General features: G+C 58.7%; 15 protein-coding genes. 9 read left to right on the top strand and 6 right to left on the bottom strand.

Going from position 1 to position 14,126, the window contains the following annotated elements:
• Window positions 1-2: 2 nt before the first annotated feature.
• Window positions 3-1,490 (top strand): Asp-tRNA(Asn)/Glu-tRNA(Gln) amidotransferase subunit GatB, encoded by a 1,488-nt coding sequence (gatB, locus tag K6118_RS08955; protein ID WP_247119961.1) that lies wholly within the window; start codon window positions 3-5, stop codon window positions 1,488-1,490.
• A gap of 190 nt (window positions 1,491-1,680) precedes the next feature.
• Here gatB and K6118_RS08950 read toward each other — a convergent pair whose 3' ends face one another.
• Window positions 1,681-3,240, bottom strand: a complete 1,560-nt coding sequence (locus K6118_RS08950) for a S10 family peptidase (RefSeq protein WP_247119959.1) — start codon at window positions 3,238-3,240, stop codon at window positions 1,681-1,683.
• Window positions 3,241-3,504: 264 nt separating this feature from the next.
• Between K6118_RS08950 and K6118_RS08945 the strand changes: the two genes are divergently transcribed.
• From K6118_RS08945 to K6118_RS08930, 4 genes are all read left to right on the top strand, one after another.
• Entirely contained in the window at window positions 3,505-4,233 is a 729-nt protein-coding gene (locus tag K6118_RS08945; RefSeq protein ID WP_247119958.1) for a hypothetical protein, read from the top strand.
• Window positions 4,234-4,249: 16 nt separating this feature from the next.
• A complete protein-coding gene (locus tag K6118_RS08940; protein ID WP_247119956.1) occupies window positions 4,250-5,545 on the top strand; it encodes a M48 family metallopeptidase in 1,296 nt (431 codons plus the stop codon).
• Between the two features lie 4 nt (window positions 5,546-5,549).
• On the top strand, window positions 5,550-6,125 hold the full coding sequence (locus K6118_RS08935) for a hypothetical protein (RefSeq protein ID WP_247119954.1): 576 nt from the start codon (window positions 5,550-5,552) through the stop codon (window positions 6,123-6,125).
• A gap of 221 nt (window positions 6,126-6,346) precedes the next feature.
• Window positions 6,347-6,805: a hypothetical protein gene (locus K6118_RS08930; RefSeq protein WP_247119953.1), complete on the top strand. Its 459-nt coding sequence runs from the start codon at window positions 6,347-6,349 to the stop codon at window positions 6,803-6,805.
• 75 nt (window positions 6,806-6,880) lie between these two features.
• Here K6118_RS08930 and K6118_RS08925 read toward each other — a convergent pair whose 3' ends face one another.
• On the bottom strand, window positions 6,881-7,120 hold the full coding sequence (locus K6118_RS08925; RefSeq protein ID WP_247119952.1) for a hypothetical protein: 240 nt from the start codon (window positions 7,118-7,120) through the stop codon (window positions 6,881-6,883).
• Between the two features lie 96 nt (window positions 7,121-7,216).
• Here K6118_RS08925 and K6118_RS08920 point away from each other — a divergent pair, with 96 nt between their 5' ends.
• Window positions 7,217-8,464, top strand: a complete 1,248-nt coding sequence (locus K6118_RS08920; protein WP_247119950.1) for a glycine zipper 2TM domain-containing protein — start codon at window positions 7,217-7,219, stop codon at window positions 8,462-8,464.
• 103 nt (window positions 8,465-8,567) lie between these two features.
• Here K6118_RS08920 and K6118_RS08915 read toward each other — a convergent pair whose 3' ends face one another.
• Window positions 8,568-9,161 carry a glycine zipper 2TM domain-containing protein gene (locus K6118_RS08915; RefSeq protein ID WP_247119949.1) on the bottom strand — a complete coding sequence of 198 codons (594 nt, stop codon included), beginning with the start codon at window positions 9,159-9,161 and terminating at the stop codon, window positions 8,568-8,570.
• Between the two features lie 210 nt (window positions 9,162-9,371).
• Between K6118_RS08915 and K6118_RS08910 the strand changes: the two genes are divergently transcribed.
• The 3 genes from K6118_RS08910 (at window position 9,372) to K6118_RS08900 (ending at window position 11,884) form a co-directional block, all read left to right on the top strand.
• Entirely contained in the window at window positions 9,372-10,547 is a 1,176-nt protein-coding gene (locus K6118_RS08910) for a sensor histidine kinase (protein WP_247119947.1), read from the top strand.
• A 206-nt stretch (window positions 10,548-10,753) separates the two neighbouring features.
• Entirely contained in the window at window positions 10,754-11,032 is a 279-nt protein-coding gene (locus K6118_RS08905; RefSeq protein WP_247119946.1) for an SEL1-like repeat protein, read from the top strand.
• 96 nt (window positions 11,033-11,128) lie between these two features.
• Complete coding sequence (locus K6118_RS08900) at window positions 11,129-11,884, top strand: SDR family NAD(P)-dependent oxidoreductase (protein WP_247119945.1); 756 nt, start codon at window positions 11,129-11,131, stop codon at window positions 11,882-11,884.
• Between the two features lie 84 nt (window positions 11,885-11,968).
• Here the strand turns inward: K6118_RS08900 and K6118_RS08895 are convergent, their stop codons facing one another.
• The 3 genes from K6118_RS08895 to K6118_RS08885 all read right to left on the bottom strand — a co-directional run bounded on the left by K6118_RS08895 (window position 11,969) and on the right by K6118_RS08885 (window position 14,070).
• Window positions 11,969-12,328, bottom strand: a complete 360-nt coding sequence (locus K6118_RS08895) for a hypothetical protein (RefSeq protein ID WP_247119944.1) — start codon at window positions 12,326-12,328, stop codon at window positions 11,969-11,971.
• Between the two features lie 69 nt (window positions 12,329-12,397).
• On the bottom strand, window positions 12,398-12,910 hold the full coding sequence (locus K6118_RS08890; RefSeq protein ID WP_247119942.1) for a DUF6702 family protein: 513 nt from the start codon (window positions 12,908-12,910) through the stop codon (window positions 12,398-12,400).
• A gap of 14 nt (window positions 12,911-12,924) precedes the next feature.
• A complete protein-coding gene (locus K6118_RS08885; RefSeq protein ID WP_247119941.1) occupies window positions 12,925-14,070 on the bottom strand; it encodes a GGDEF domain-containing protein in 1,146 nt (381 codons plus the stop codon).
• Between the last annotated feature and the right edge of the window lie 56 nt (window positions 14,071-14,126).

Below are 14,126 nucleotides of genomic sequence, written 5' to 3'. Positions count from 1 at the left end.
TCATGAGTAACTATGTCATCCAAGGCGCCACCGGCGATTTTGAAGTGGTGATCGGGCTTGAGGTTCACGCCCAGGTCACCTCGAACGCGAAACTCTTCTCCGGCGCCTCGACCGAATTCGGCGCTGAGCCGAATGCCCAGGTCAGCCTCGTCGATGCGGCCATGCCCGGCATGTTGCCGACCATCAACGAGGAATGCGTGCGCCAGGCTGTGCGCACCGGCCTCGCCATCGGGGCCGAGATCAACAAATATTCGGTGTTCGACCGCAAGAACTATTTCTACGCCGACCTGCCGCAAGGCTACCAGATCAGCCAGTTCAAGCACCCGATCGTGGGGGAAGGCACCATCGTGCTCGACCTCGAAGACGGCAAGACCAAGCACGTCGGCGTGGAGCGTATCCACCTGGAGCAGGACGCTGGCAAGTCGATGCACGACCAGCATCCGCAATATACCTATGTGGACCTGAACCGTTCGGGCGTGGCGCTGATGGAAATCGTCTCCAAGCCGGACATGCGCAGCCCGGAGGAAGCCGGCGCTTACCTCACCAAGCTTCGCACCATCGTGCGCTATATCGGCGCCTGTGACGGCAACATGGAGCAGGGCAGCATGCGCGCGGACGTCAACGTCTCGGTCCGCCGTCCGGGCGAAGGTCTCGGCACACGCTGCGAGATCAAGAACGTCAACTCCATCCGCTTCGTGCGCCAAGCCATCGAAGTTGAAGCCCGCCGTCAGGTGGACATCATCGAAGATGGTGGCTCGATCGACCAGGAAACCCGGCTGTTCGACCCGGTGAAGGGCGAAACCCGCTCGATGCGGTCGAAGGAAGAAGCGCACGATTACCGCTACTTCCCGGACCCCGACCTGCTGCCGCTTGAATTCGATGATGCCTTCATCGACGCCGCGCGCGAGAGCCTGCCGGAACTGCCGGACGCCAAGAAGGCCCGCTTCATGACCGAGCTTGGCCTCAATGACTATAACGCCAGCGTGCTGGTGGCCGAGGGCGAGACCGCGGACTTCTATGAAGCCTTCCTCGCCGCCGTGGTGAACAAGACCGGCAAGAAACCGGCCGAGGTTGCCGCCAAGGCCGCCAACTGGGTGCTTTCGGACCTGTTCGGCGCCCTCAACAAGGCGGGGCTTACCATCAGCGAAAGCCCGGTCGGTGCTGTTGCCGGTGCCGAGCTTCTGGCGCTCATTGAAGACGGCACCATTTCGGGCCGGATCGCCAAGGATGTGTTCGAGGTGATGTTCTCGACCGGTAAGTCGGCCGAAACCATCGTCGAGGAACAGGGCCTCAAGCAGGTTTCCGACACCGGTGAGATCGAAAAGATCATCGACGCCGTGATCGCCGCGAACCCGAACCAGCTCGCCCAGTACCGTTCAGGCAAGGATAAGCTGATCGGCTTCTTCGTCGGCCAGGTGATGAAGGAAACCGGTGGCAAGGCCAACCCGGGCCTCGTCAACCAGCTTCTGAAGCCAAAGCTGGACGGCTAGGGCGGCAGCCTTAGCGCTTAACAAAAGAAAGGCAGCGGCCGGTGGGGCCGCTGCCTTTTTCTTTCGTTCGTCATTCGCCGGCTTGACCGGCGAATCTAGGGACACTGTCCTATCCGTTTACATCTCTGTTCCTGGACCCGCCGGTCAAGCCGGCGGGTGACGACAGAGTGTATGGCGGTTGACCTCAGTCTTATTTGGCGTTGGCTTTATAGAAAGCCTGCAGGTCCAGGCGCATCTGGTGGCGCGCCTCGGGGTTCAGGTACACCATGTGCCCGGCGTGGTAATAGTGGAAGCTCAGGTTATCCTGCAGCTTCTTCGGCAGGCCCATGTGCTTCAGGTCCAGTTCGGTCACGAAGAAGGGCGTCGCCATATCGAAATAGCCATTGAGGGACATCACCTTCAGGTGCGGGTTGGTGCGCATGGCTTTCGACAGGTCAAGTGCGACATCGACCATCTTCTGTTTCCAGCCGCTGTTCGGGGCCATGTGGCCGAAGTCCCAGGTCCAGCCCTTGTAAGGGCGGGCGCTCAGGCGGTACTTCAGGTCGGTCTTGTAGCCGAACTTGCTGGTCAGCCGGTCCATGAAGCCGCTGACGTAGGTGCCGGAAATGCCGGTATCGGACGGGTCATATTCCGGGCTTTCGCCAGCGTTGTCGACATCGACACCCATATAACGGCCATCGAAGCGGCCGAGGGTTTCGCCTTCGTCCCGCATCAGTTCCTTGCGGAAGCGCGACGGGTCGATGCGCAGTTTGGTACGCTTCAGGTAGGCGGTGGACAGACCGGTGTAGGCGCTAAGCTCACCTGCGATCTTGTCGGCTTCGGCGTCGGAGATATCGTCGCCCTTGGCGAGCGCGAGCCGGTAGGGGCCATTCGCGAAGGCGCGGACCTTGTCGACAAAGGCCTTCAGGTCAGCCGGTTTGTTCTTGATCTTGTCATGATACCAGGCGGTGGCGGCGTAGGTCGGCAGATAGCCGATATAGGCATTGTCGAAGCCCGGCTGGTAGATGCCGTAGTTGAGGATGCTCGAAAGCAGGATCACGCCGTTCATCTGGACGCCATCGTCCTCAAGCGCGTTCACGAGGCCCGCCGAGCGCGTGGTGCCGTAGCTTTCGCCGAAGATATATTTCGGGTCATTCCAGCGCTTGTTCTTGGTGATGTAACGTTTGATCGCCCGCTTGAAGGCGTCGATGTCCTGGTCGACACCGTAGAAATGCTCGGGCTTCGTACCGCTTAAGGGCCGCGAATAGCCGGTGCCGACGGCATCGATGAACACCATGTCGGTGGAGCCGATCAGCGTGTCCGGGTTGGCCTTGATCGAACCAAACGGCGCGGGGCCGCCGGTGGTCGGGTCCTTGGTCATCACCGCTTCGGGCGCGAAGGAGCCCATGCGCAGCCACAGGCTGGCTGAGCCCGGGCCGCCGTTATAGAAGAAGGTGACCGGGCGGTGCTCGCCTTTCGCGGTATAGGCGGTGTAGAAGACGCTCGCTTCCGGCTTGCCTTCATCGTCACGAATGGTCAGCGTGCCCGCGGTCGCGGTGTATTCGACCTTATGGCCATCGACCGTGGCTTTGCCGGCATAGTGGGTGTCCTGCTCAACGATCGGGGCTTTGGCCCAGTTGTCGGCAACGTCCTTCGCCGCCTTTTCGGCATGGACTTTGGCGGCACTTGCACCAGCTTGATCAGCATTTACGGGACCGGCCATGCCGAGACACACGGTCAAAGCGATGGCGGATACAGCAGTAAAACGCATGGGTTTCCTCCCAGTGAAATTGACGGGTTTATTATTGCACTTGTATCGCGCGCGCAGCCTAAGAAGGCAGGGGACTGCAATCACGGACTTTGCGGCCAAACGAGCCTTCTCCGGGATAGGGTGACGCTGGCGTGGAATGATTTCGCCTGCTGATCTCAGTGAAGTGCACTTACTGATTGTATACGGCGGCATTTTCTTGTAGGCATATTCTATTATTAGTACCTGCCATGGGACGGCAGGGTTTAGTTATTCGGTGGGGGAAATATGACTCATTTTAGCCGTTTGGGCGCGCTTTTTGCCGCCTGTATCATGCTTGCTGCCTGTTCGCATACACGCGATTTCGCCAGTACGGTCAATACCAGCCGTATCCAGCAAAGCGGGAAAGTTCTTCTGATGCCGCTTGATGTCCGCCTGTCGCTTCTGACCGCGTCTGGCGTGACCGAGCCTAACGCAACCTGGACTGAAGACGCCAAGCGTCACATTCAGGAAGCGGTTCTCGAATATAAGGATAGCAAGGGCTTTCAGGTTGCCATGCTTGACCGCAGCCAGCTGCCGGCCGACCTGGCCACCAACTCGTTTGAGCTGGAGAAGCTGCACCGCGCGGTCGGTAACGCGATTCTGATCCACAAATATGCAGGCCTCAAGCTGCCGACCAAAAAGGGCAAGTTCGACTGGACCCTTGGCGATGCGACCAAGGCTTTGGCGGCCAAATATGGTGCCGACCAAGTGCTGTTCATCTTTGTTCGTGATTCCTATACCAGTGCAGGGCGTATGGCGCTTCAGTTCTTTGCCAGCATGGTCGGGGTCGGTGTCCAGGGTGGACAGACCGTTGCCTTTGCCTCGCTCGTGGACGCGAAGACGGGTGACGTAACCTGGTTCAATGTGCTGTCGAGCGGGTTTGCGGATTTGCGGGACATGGATGGCGACCGCAAGTTCGTCCATAACCTGTTCGATACGCTGCCGGTCGGCACGGCGCCCACCACAGGCCGCTGACGGCTCGGATCGTATCATGATGCGCAAGATGCTGATGGCGGCCGGGCTCAGCCTGGCAGCCCTATGGCCGTGCAGCGATGTCGTTGCAGGGGGACGCCTCCATTATGGTGACCTCCGGCCCGAAGTGCCGCCAGGGTTCAAGCCGCTTCGGAACAATGATGAGGCGGGTCTTTGGATGGCGGTGGACCGTCAGGAGGAGCAGCTCGAATATTCCCAGTTCGTGCTGCGCCAGCCTGACCTCAATGCCTATGTGAAGTCTATCGTCTGTCGGCTGGCCCCGGACTATTGCAGTGATATCCGGGTCTATATCGTGCGGACACCGCATTTTAACGCCACCATGCGGCCGAACGGCGTGATGGAAGTCTGGACCGGCTTGTTGCTCAGGATGCAGAATGAGGCACAGCTCGCGGCCGTGCTTGGCCACGAAATTGGTCACTATCTGCGTCGCCATTCTATCAAAAACTGGCGCAACATGCGGAACACGTCCGACTTTATGGCCTTCCTGACACTCGGAATTGTCGCGGCGGGCGGCGGCTACGACACGGCGGAGAGCATCAACCTTCTGGCCGTTGCCTCTATGTTCAAATTCGGACGCGACCAGGAAGCCGAGGCCGATATGTTCGGCCTGCAGATGATGGTTCATGCGGGTTACGACCCGCGTGAAGCGGCGAATGTCTGGCAATATATGCTGAGCGAATCCGAGGCGGCCTGTCTGTCGGCTTACAAGGACAGGAAGCTGGCCAAGAAGGGCAGGCGCGCATTGACGAAGGGATATCTGGCCAAGATCGATAAGGCAGCGGCCAAGCATTGTTCCAAACACTCGCGCTCTCTGGGGGATGTTTTGTTCGCCACGCACCCGCCCAGTGAGGACAGGGAAAAGACGCTCAGGGATACTGCCGACTGGATTGTCAGCAAGGAAAGCGGTTTTACCACAGGCGAGAAGCAATATTTCCAGGAACTCCGGCCCTATCTACCCATGTTCATGCAGGACCAGCTGCGCCTGCGCGATTATGGCCGGGCCGAATTCATGCTGAGACACCTTGAAGAGGAACCGGTGTGGAAGGGGTATGGGCGTTATTTCATGGCCGAACTTCTGCGCCAGCGGGCGCGCGAAGGCGATAGCCAGAAGGCGCTTGCCCTTTATGAAGAGGCGGTCAAATCGCCTGATGTACCGGCTGCGGCCTGGCGCGGCCTGGGCTTCATGCAGCTCAAGGCAGGCCATGCCGGGGCCGCCAAAAAAGCTTTTTCAACCTATTTGCAACTTGATCCCGATGCCGCCGACAAGGCGATGATCGAATTTTATGTGAGGTGATATCATGAACCGACGCACAGTTTTTGCCCTTTTGAGCCTTTCTTTTGTTTCCGCCTGTGGCCCGAGCTTCAGCATGTTGTCCTCGGGGACGACACTCCATGACAAGGACCTTACGGTCGTGCCGGTCAGTGACTGGAACCAGGGCAAGGGCCTGCCGTACCAGAAAAATACAGTGATGCTGACAGCCAACGGCCTCGGGGTCGATGAAGTGCTGATCTTTGCCGGAGTCAAAGACGGTGAGACGCTTCTGAAATCGGCTAAGAAACTGCCGACCTACCGTAAGGACATGCTGCCGAACGAAGTGATGGAACTGGTCCGCGCGTCCTATGTCATTCAGTATGATACGCCGATTGTTAATGTATCCAATTTACAGCCCACCGAATTTGCTGGCACCCAAGGCTTCCAATTTGACTATGCCTTCACCTCGAAGGATGAGGTCAAGCGCCATGGCCGCGCGATCGGTGGTGAGATCAACGGTAAGCTCTATCTGATGCTCCTGGATGCCGCCGCGACCTATTATTATGACGAGCTTCTGCCCAAGTTCGAGCAGATGGCGAAAAGCGCTCGCGTGAAGACCTAAGCGGGCTGAAGGTCGGCTGATGTCGCCGATTTAGGAGGTCACCCTATGGGGTGGCCTTCTTTTTTGCTGTTATGGTGCTCGAACTGTTGCACATGCAACAGGGGAAAGCCGTGAAAAATAGTGACCTGTTGCACGGGCAACAGCGAAGGACGCTGCCCCAATCCGGTCTCACTTTCGCCACGGAGGCAGGGCATCCTTTCAGGGTGAAAGAGAGGCCCTTCATGCTTAAATATGCTCTGCTCGCTGCCGTTTTTCTGACCGTCCCTGCTGCGGCGGCGGATGATCAACCTATTGATGGTAAAAAGGAAATGAGTCCGTCTGTTGCGGCGGCAGGGCCTGAGGTGCCGCACGCGAGCCTGTGTGAGGGTAATGGCTGTGATGCCTATCTGCCCGCCGCGCTTTTCACCCCGCGCTACCGCGACGAAGAAGGCGCGCGTCGCCGCAATGCGGTGATCGGCGCGGCATCCGGGGCGATTGTCGGAAATGAGATCGGCGGTCTTCCGGCTGCGATTGGGCTGGCTTCTCTAGGCGCTGCAATGGGTTACCACCAGTCGCGGGCGGAAATGGAAGCCCGCGCCCGCGCCTATGATGCCGCCTGGATCAGAGGCGACGATATATATTATAATCCGGTCTATGCCATCCCGGTGAACCCGCACTATTGGGGCGGCAAGCGCAAGTGATAAGGCGCTGACACTGCGCTGACACTGCGCTGACACTGCGCTGACATTGGGCTGACAGCCAGGTTCATGCCCGGTTCAGTTTACGAACGCTACGCTGATCGGGCATAATGACAGGAGGCATCGATGTTGAAGAAATCCCTGCTCCTTTTGACCACGACAGCAATCTTGTGGCCGGCCGAAGCCGCCGTGGCTGCAGGCGGAAATTCGCATCACCGCGCCGAACAAAGCCATGTCCGGCAGGCCCAGCCACATGTTCAGCGCAGGTCCCAACCCCAGCGCCAGCACCATGTACAAGCGCAGCGCAGTGTGCGCCATGAGCCTGTCCGGGCGCAGTCCAGCGAACGCCACACCCGTATGGTAAACCGTGGGAATGATGGGGAGCGGAGATATCAGGCTCCGACGGCGCGCCGCATGACGCCTGAACCGACCCGCCATGTCCAAAGCGAACAGCGCAAGAAGACGCAGCCGCCTGCACATCCCCAGCCTGCCCATCCCCAGCCTGCGAGCCAACCGCGTAAGAAGGCCCCCCCGGCTTCAGACCGCCGGGTCACCAAACCGCGCTCCGCCCCGGAGCACACCACAGGAATGCCGGTGCGCCGGGATGTTGGCGGTAACAGCACGACCATTCACCGTGCGACGGAAGGCGATGTCCGCACGCCGCACGCCCGCAGCGTTACGCCGCCCGCGCCCGCGGTCCGGGCCCCCCATGCCGGCGAACGGGTTACCCAAACGCAGCCACAGGGAACAAGCCGGCTGACGACCAGTCATAGCAGCGTGGTAAACAGGGGGCAGAGCGATATCGAACGCCTGCGCGCCCAGGAAGACCTTGCCCGCATGGGAGAAGATCGTCCGCGCGGTGGCTATAACGATGATCAGGACCGGCCTCGCCGTGATACGCGGACCACGAGCCGTGACCGCGATGACCGCCGCCATGTCCAGGACCGTGACCGCCGGGATCGCCGCGATCCCCGTGACCGCCGGACATATCGTGACCGGGACGATCACCACCGGCTTTGGTATCATGACCGTCACCGGCGGATATACCGGAGCTATTACTGGCCGCACTATTACAACAATATCTGGTGGGACAGCTATTACCGCAGTTACATCTATTACCGGCCCTACTATTTCGGGGATTGGCCTTATTATTCAGGCTATTGGCCGAGCTATTCCCGCTGGGTCTGGTATGCGCCGCACCACCATTATCACTATGGCAGCTGGTGCCCGGGGCTGAGCTATGAATATACCGTGCGCTATACGTCGGACCCCTATGCCTACTCGCCGCCTGATGCCAACAATATTGTTGGCACCATCCTTGGCGGTGTCGTCGGCGGGATCATCGGCGGTGAGATCGACGGCAGCCGTCACCACCGCGCCGGGACAGTGATCGGCGCGCTCGTGGGGGCAGCAATTGGCAATGCGATCACCCAACCGCAGACCAGTCGTGGCTACGACAGCAGCACGACCTACCGGCGGGATGATTATAATTCCAATGACCCGGGGGCCTATACCTATGGCCAGGAAAATTATGTCCCGCCCGAGCAGAAGCGGAGCTGCCTGGAGTATAAGATGCAGAACGGTGCTTATACCTGCACCAAATGGGGCACCGACTATGTCTATGACGGGGAGGATCTTCCCGAGGACACCCCGCAGCAATAAGGCTGGGCAGCTTTCAGCCTCCAGCCCCCCTTAGGGGACAAAGGAAAAGAAAAAGGGCAGCTCCTGTAGCTGCCCTTTGTGTTTGTCAGGAAAGTCCCAAACCTTAATGGTGAGGGTTTTCCTCTTCATGGCCGGATGGCTCTTCCCGGTAATTCTGGCCAGACTGACCTTCATCATCCTGATAATTTTGCGGCTGTTGCTGCTGCGAATTTTGCCGGAAGGCGGCATCGTCAAGCCGGACACGTGCGCGGTCGGCGCCGAAGACGATGATCACGGGTGCGCCGTCCGGCAGGGGTTGCTGGTCCGCCTGCACAATCGTGACAAGCGAGCCGCTTTCAGTCCGGATGATATATTCATAGGCGCCTTTGGTGCTGGCCGATTTTTCAACGCTTGAGCCGATCAGGCCGCCAATGATGGCGCCGCCGATGGCGCCGATAACGCTGTCTGCGCCGCCGTTGCCGATGGTCGACCCGGCTGCGGCACCGACCCCGGCGCCTGCGACGGTACCAACACCGGAATCGTTCTTCACCTGTACCCAGCGGAAACTTTCAATGGTGCCGCGCTCAACCCTGCGGACCTGACCGACGGCATAGGAATCATATGTACGAGGCGACGGGGTGGAAGCGCAGGCGCCCAGCGCAAGGGCCAGGGGCAATGCGATCGCTTTGGTCACCATTTTCTTTTTTGTTGCAATCATTCAGCAATCCTATCCAAGGCTGTATCTGGCGCCTTCATAGCCATCAAAGCGGGCAAATTCGTGGCACCTATCCAATGTTACGCCTCATTATCATAGATCCCGCTGAATGATCGATGAACAATCTTTTCCCAAGCGTTTGAAGGCAGTTCCCCTTGTCATGGTGCGGTAACAAATTTTCGCCACTACTGATGCTGCCTCAAGGGTGAATGTATGAAGCTTCTTAATATTATATCGAGCCCGGTTCTCCCCGTGGCACCAACGGCCCTGTGCGGCGCTGTGTATGACAGGTTCCAGGCGGATACCTCGCTTGTGGCTATTCCTGTTGTCGAACATCAGCGGCCGCTGGGCCTCTTGCGGCGCGTGGATTTTCTGACCCGTCTTGCTGATCGTTACGGCCGCCCGCTTTATGAGCGTCGGCCGGTGATCGAGCTGATGGATAGTGGCGCCCTCATGGTTGAGGACAATCTTTCGCTCGACGACCTCAATCGGCTGCTGGTGGGCAGCCGGGATGCGGTGCAGGACGGCTTTATCATCATGCGCGGGGGCTTTTATCAGGGTATCGGAACGGGATATACCTTGTTGCAGGCGAACATGGCCCGCGCCGAGGATCGGATGCGGGAGCTGGAAGCTGCCCGTATCGAGGCCGAAGCTGCCACACGGGCGCGCACCCAGTTTCTGGCGAACATGAGCCATGAGCTGAGAACGCCGCTGAACGCCATCATCGGTTTCGCGGATTTCATTCTGACCGAAAAGAAGCGCGGTAAACCCATCGAAAATTCTGAAAATTATATCCAGGACATTCGGGAAAGTGGGCGCCACCTTCTGGGGGTGATCAATTCAATCCTAGATCTGTCGAAGTTGGAAGCGAATGCCTTCCTTCTGCGGGAAGATTTTGAATCGCCGTCCATCCTGGCGGGTGAGGTCCTGCGCATGATGGAAGGCATGGCCAAGAACCGTGCGATAGATCTGCAGTTGAGCCATTCCGGTTTGGACTATGACCTTCATGCCGACCTGCAGGTGGTACGCCAGATATTGATCAACCTGCTGTCCAACGCCATCAAATTCTCCCCGGAAAAGTCCGCCGTCGTTCTGGAAATCCATCATGACGACGATGGCGGCATTGTCTTTGTTGTGCGGGATGAAGGGCCGGGCATGGCGCCGGATGTGTTGACAAAGGTGCTTGAGCCGTTTGTCCAGGCCGATACGGGCCTTGCCCGCCGCCATGACGGGACAGGCCTTGGGCTTCCGCTTGTGCGGGCCTTTACGGAGGCGCATGGTGGCAGTTTCACGCTGGTCAGCGAACTTGGGGTCGGGACGGAAGCTCGCGTGGCTTTCCCACCTGATCGCAGCGTCGCCCGGCAGGAAGCCACGTACGCGCTTTTGTGACGCGTATCGGCGGGCTTCCAAAGCGCTTCTGATTCTTGCTTTCTTTTGCTATCATTCGTTTGTTAGGCCATGCCCGGACGTGATCGTCGGCCGATAATTACCCGCTCACAAGATACAGTTTTCCTGCGTCATCCATGAAGGATTCACCTTGGGTGCAGTCCTTATGGTTGTTTCCTTTTTGCCCGCCGTTTGGATGGAGACGTGGGATGGGACAAAAAGACCGGGACCTTTACGGTTACATTTCGGACAGGCTTGCGCAGGCAGAGGCTGGACGCCCGGATGCGCTTTACGACCTGGGTCTCCTTTATTCGACCGGGCAGGGGGTGGACCAGGATTTTGTCCAGGCCCATAAATGGTTCAACCTGGCGGCTATCCGCGGTGTCTCCCGCGCGACCGTCGACCGTTCCGAGCTCGCCCGCGACATGAACCGCCGCGATATCGCCGAAGCCCAGCGCCAGGCGCGGGAATGGCTGAGCGCTCACTGAAGCCTCTTCACCAGATTGTTAGGAAATAGCCGACAATAACTGTCGCATTGAGCGGCAGCCTTTCTATACTGCCTGCTCAAACTCAGGAGCAGCAGTATGTTTACACTTGAAGGACAAACGATTTTGGTCACCGGGGCGTCCCGCGGGATCGGGGCGGCAACGGCACAATTGGTGCTGGAACTGGGCGGCACGCTTGTTGGCAGCTATCAGAATGCGCCGGGCAAGCTTGATACGCTTCAGGCCGAATATGGGGCGGACCGTGTGCTTTCCGTGCAGGTCAATCTCGGTGAAAAAGGCGCCGGCAAGCGTCTGTGGCAGGAAGCCATGGCTTTCAAAGGCCGGATCGACGGCCTCGTCAACAATGCCGGTATCGCGCCGGAGACACCAATCGATGCAGATGACGAGGTCTGGGACAAGGACTGGGCCGACGTTATCGCTGTCAACCTGCAGGCAGTGGCTGACCTGTGCCGCGCAGCGGTCCTGGCTTTCAAAAAGCAGGGTGGTGGCCGCATCGTGACGGTGGCCAGCCGGGCTGCTTTCCGTGGCGATATCCCCGAATGCCTGCATTATGCCGCCAGCAAAGGCGCACTTGTTGCCATGATGCGGTCGATCGCCCGTGCCTATGCCAAGGACGGCATCTACGGCTTCATCATTGCGCCAGGCTGGGTGAAGACCGATATGGCGACCGGTATTTACGAGCCGGGCAATGAATATAAATTGCAGGAAATCCCGATGGGGGATGCCGCGCCGGCCGAGGAAGTTGGCAACATGATTACCTTCCTGCTGTCCGGCAAGGTCGATAATGCGACAGGGGCGACATTCGACATCAATGGCGCCAGTTACGTTCGCTAATCGCGGAAGAAAATCGGCTGATACAAGTGCGGCGCGCTCGGTTCCGGGCGCGCCGTTTTTCGTGTTATCTAACCGGCTGAAGGGTCAGCGGGCCTTTTTGACCGCGGCTTCAAAGACGGGGACGAAGGCCTTGCAACCACCTTTGGGTTCCCGCGTGCTGGCGACGGCCAGGATATTCTTGAACTCAATCTGTGCGATGACGCGTTCATATTCATCCTTGGCGAGGAATTTGATCTTGGCGTCTGTCTTGGAGATATATTCTTCGATCAGCTCTTCGTCGGCGTTGCAGTAACGGGCGCCACCGACATAGGTTGCGGCCTGATGCGCCAGCGTCATCAGCGGGTCGTTTTCCGCCGGAGCGTCTGCGGCATGGGCCGAAATGCCGTAGGACACAAAGCCTGCAGCCAGAAGGCCGGTCGGGATAAGAAACTTAGTCAACGTCATTCTATCTCTCGCATGATGGTGCTTCGACACATTAGCTATAGCAATTGTGGCAAGCAAGTGGTGATAGCCTTAGAATTCCATCTCCACAGGGCCGCTGTCGCCCGTGATCTCGCCTGCCTTACGGACGCCTTCAACGACAGCCATAACCGAATTCAGCTCACCCGGCAGGTCCTCCAGGAACATGGAATTCATGACCCGAATCTTCTTGGGCTTCTCTTTGCAGTCTGTCTCCAGATACAGATAGACAAGCTGGTCCTTCATTTCCATACCCAGGTAGGTGAGCGGTAACGCTTTGTCATCCACATAAAGCTGAAGGTGGCGCAGCGCCCAGGGACCAGTGGCTTGCTCAAGGGCGGCATAGTCTTTCTTTTCGAGGAACGTAAGCCGTTTGCCCAGGTCAAGTGACAGGCGTGCTTCCAGGTCGTTGGCATGAACCTGGACGACAAATTCCAGCGTGCCGGCCCGTTTGTTCCAATCGATGCGGGTGAAGGTGGTGAAAATATTGTGCGCCGACGCCGGGGGCAAGGTGGCCCCCAGGCTCAGGCAGAAGAAGACGGCTATACGGGCAAGCCACCTGGACATGACGATATTCCTTGTTAAACGCGGGCATATTCGAAGCCGACAACCCGGTTTCGCCCATATGTCTTGGCGCTGTATAGGGCTTGGTCGGCGCGGTCAAGCGCGGGCTCGATGGTTATTTCTTCCGGTAGCCATTGGGCAACGCCGATACTGGCGGTGAAACGGAATTTTTCCACGTCGCAAACCGTTTGATTGCGGGCGGTTTCGCGGCGGATCGTTTCCGCCATGCGGATCGCGACATCCATGGTAGCACGGGGGAGGATAATGGCGAATTCTTCACCGCCCATGCGGCCGATAAAGCCATGGTCGGCGATGGTTTGTTCCATGATGCGGGCAAAATCCCGGATCGCGACATCGCCGGCGGCATGGCCATAGGTGTCATTGATGCGCTTGAAATAATCAATGTCCATCATCAGCACCCAGATTTCCTCGCCGTCCCCTGCTTTGAGCACGGCTTCCTCGCCGAGGGCGGTGAAACGGCGCCGGTTCAGGAGGCCTGTGAGGGAGTCCGTGTTGGCAAGATGGGTCAGTTCCGCCTGTTTGGCTTCAAGCTCGGCCTTGGCATGGAAAAGCTGTTCTGCCAGTTCCGCTGTGCGGGCGGCATCGGCCTCCAGCATGGAGCGGTGCATGGCGTTGTCGTCATTGGCCATCTGGACATGGGTCAGGTCCCGTAAAATCCATATGCGGTCCGGTGAGGCTTCTACCGGCCGTGTCAGGCGTTCGTAGACCCGGCCATCCCTCATCTGCAGCATCTCGGTAAATTGGATTTCGGGGGCGGACAGGACCGCCTCCAACACCTGGTCCGCATGGTTGCGGTCCTCAAGGTTACCGTGAAGCCAGTCGAAGAGGGGCTTGATGTCGGCGGAGGATGGGGCTTCCGAGAACAGAGACTGGGCCGACCTGTTCAGGAATTTGACCTTGCCATTAACCGACGTGACGATAAGCGCGCCCGGTAACATGTCGGCATTGACGAGCTTGTCGTCTTCCGTGGTTGTTTTGGGGCGCGCCCGCCAGTCCAGGATGGCGAGGGCCGTATAGCCGCCGATAAAGATCAGGCTAAGGCCGAAAAGGGCAGGGCTTGCCTGCCCGGCAAACCACACACCGAGGACGAGCAAAAAGGCCCCAAGGCCCAGACCAATTTTGAACGCTTCCTTATGGATCATTGTACGCTTTGCACCCACTCCCCCGTGCACGAAGGGACTTTACAGCCCAGCGTTTG

Source organism: Kordiimonas marina, from assembly GCF_023006325.1.
Taxonomy (GTDB): Bacteria; Pseudomonadota; Alphaproteobacteria; order Sphingomonadales; family Kordiimonadaceae; genus Kordiimonas; species Kordiimonas marina.
The sequence above is the reverse complement of the archived record's forward strand: the minus strand, read 5'-3'. Positions and strand labels throughout refer to the sequence as shown.

Coding starts and splice junctions, on each gene's coding strand:
- gatB (WP_247119961.1), top strand. CDS start 3: ATGAGTAACTATGTCATCCAAGGCGCCACCGGCGATTTTGAAGTGGTG.
- K6118_RS08950 (WP_247119959.1), bottom strand. CDS start 3,240: ATGCGTTTTACTGCTGTATCCGCCATCGCTTTGACCGTGTGTCTCGGC.
- K6118_RS08945 (WP_247119958.1), top strand. CDS start 3,505: ATGACTCATTTTAGCCGTTTGGGCGCGCTTTTTGCCGCCTGTATCATG.
- K6118_RS08940 (WP_247119956.1), top strand. CDS start 4,250: ATGATGCGCAAGATGCTGATGGCGGCCGGGCTCAGCCTGGCAGCCCTA.
- K6118_RS08935 (WP_247119954.1), top strand. CDS start 5,550: ATGAACCGACGCACAGTTTTTGCCCTTTTGAGCCTTTCTTTTGTTTCC.
- K6118_RS08930 (WP_247119953.1), top strand. CDS start 6,347: ATGCTTAAATATGCTCTGCTCGCTGCCGTTTTTCTGACCGTCCCTGCT.
- K6118_RS08925 (WP_247119952.1), bottom strand. CDS start 7,120: ATGGCGCACACTGCGCTGCGCTTGTACATGGTGCTGGCGCTGGGGTTG.
- K6118_RS08920 (WP_247119950.1), top strand. CDS start 7,217: ATGACGCCTGAACCGACCCGCCATGTCCAAAGCGAACAGCGCAAGAAG.
- K6118_RS08915 (WP_247119949.1), bottom strand. CDS start 9,161: ATGATTGCAACAAAAAAGAAAATGGTGACCAAAGCGATCGCATTGCCC.
- K6118_RS08910 (WP_247119947.1), top strand. CDS start 9,372: ATGAAGCTTCTTAATATTATATCGAGCCCGGTTCTCCCCGTGGCACCA.
- K6118_RS08905 (WP_247119946.1), top strand. CDS start 10,754: ATGGGACAAAAAGACCGGGACCTTTACGGTTACATTTCGGACAGGCTT.
- K6118_RS08900 (WP_247119945.1), top strand. CDS start 11,129: ATGTTTACACTTGAAGGACAAACGATTTTGGTCACCGGGGCGTCCCGC.
- K6118_RS08895 (WP_247119944.1), bottom strand. CDS start 12,328: ATGACGTTGACTAAGTTTCTTATCCCGACCGGCCTTCTGGCTGCAGGC.
- K6118_RS08890 (WP_247119942.1), bottom strand. CDS start 12,910: ATGTCCAGGTGGCTTGCCCGTATAGCCGTCTTCTTCTGCCTGAGCCTG.
- K6118_RS08885 (WP_247119941.1), bottom strand. CDS start 14,070: ATGATCCATAAGGAAGCGTTCAAAATTGGTCTGGGCCTTGGGGCCTTT.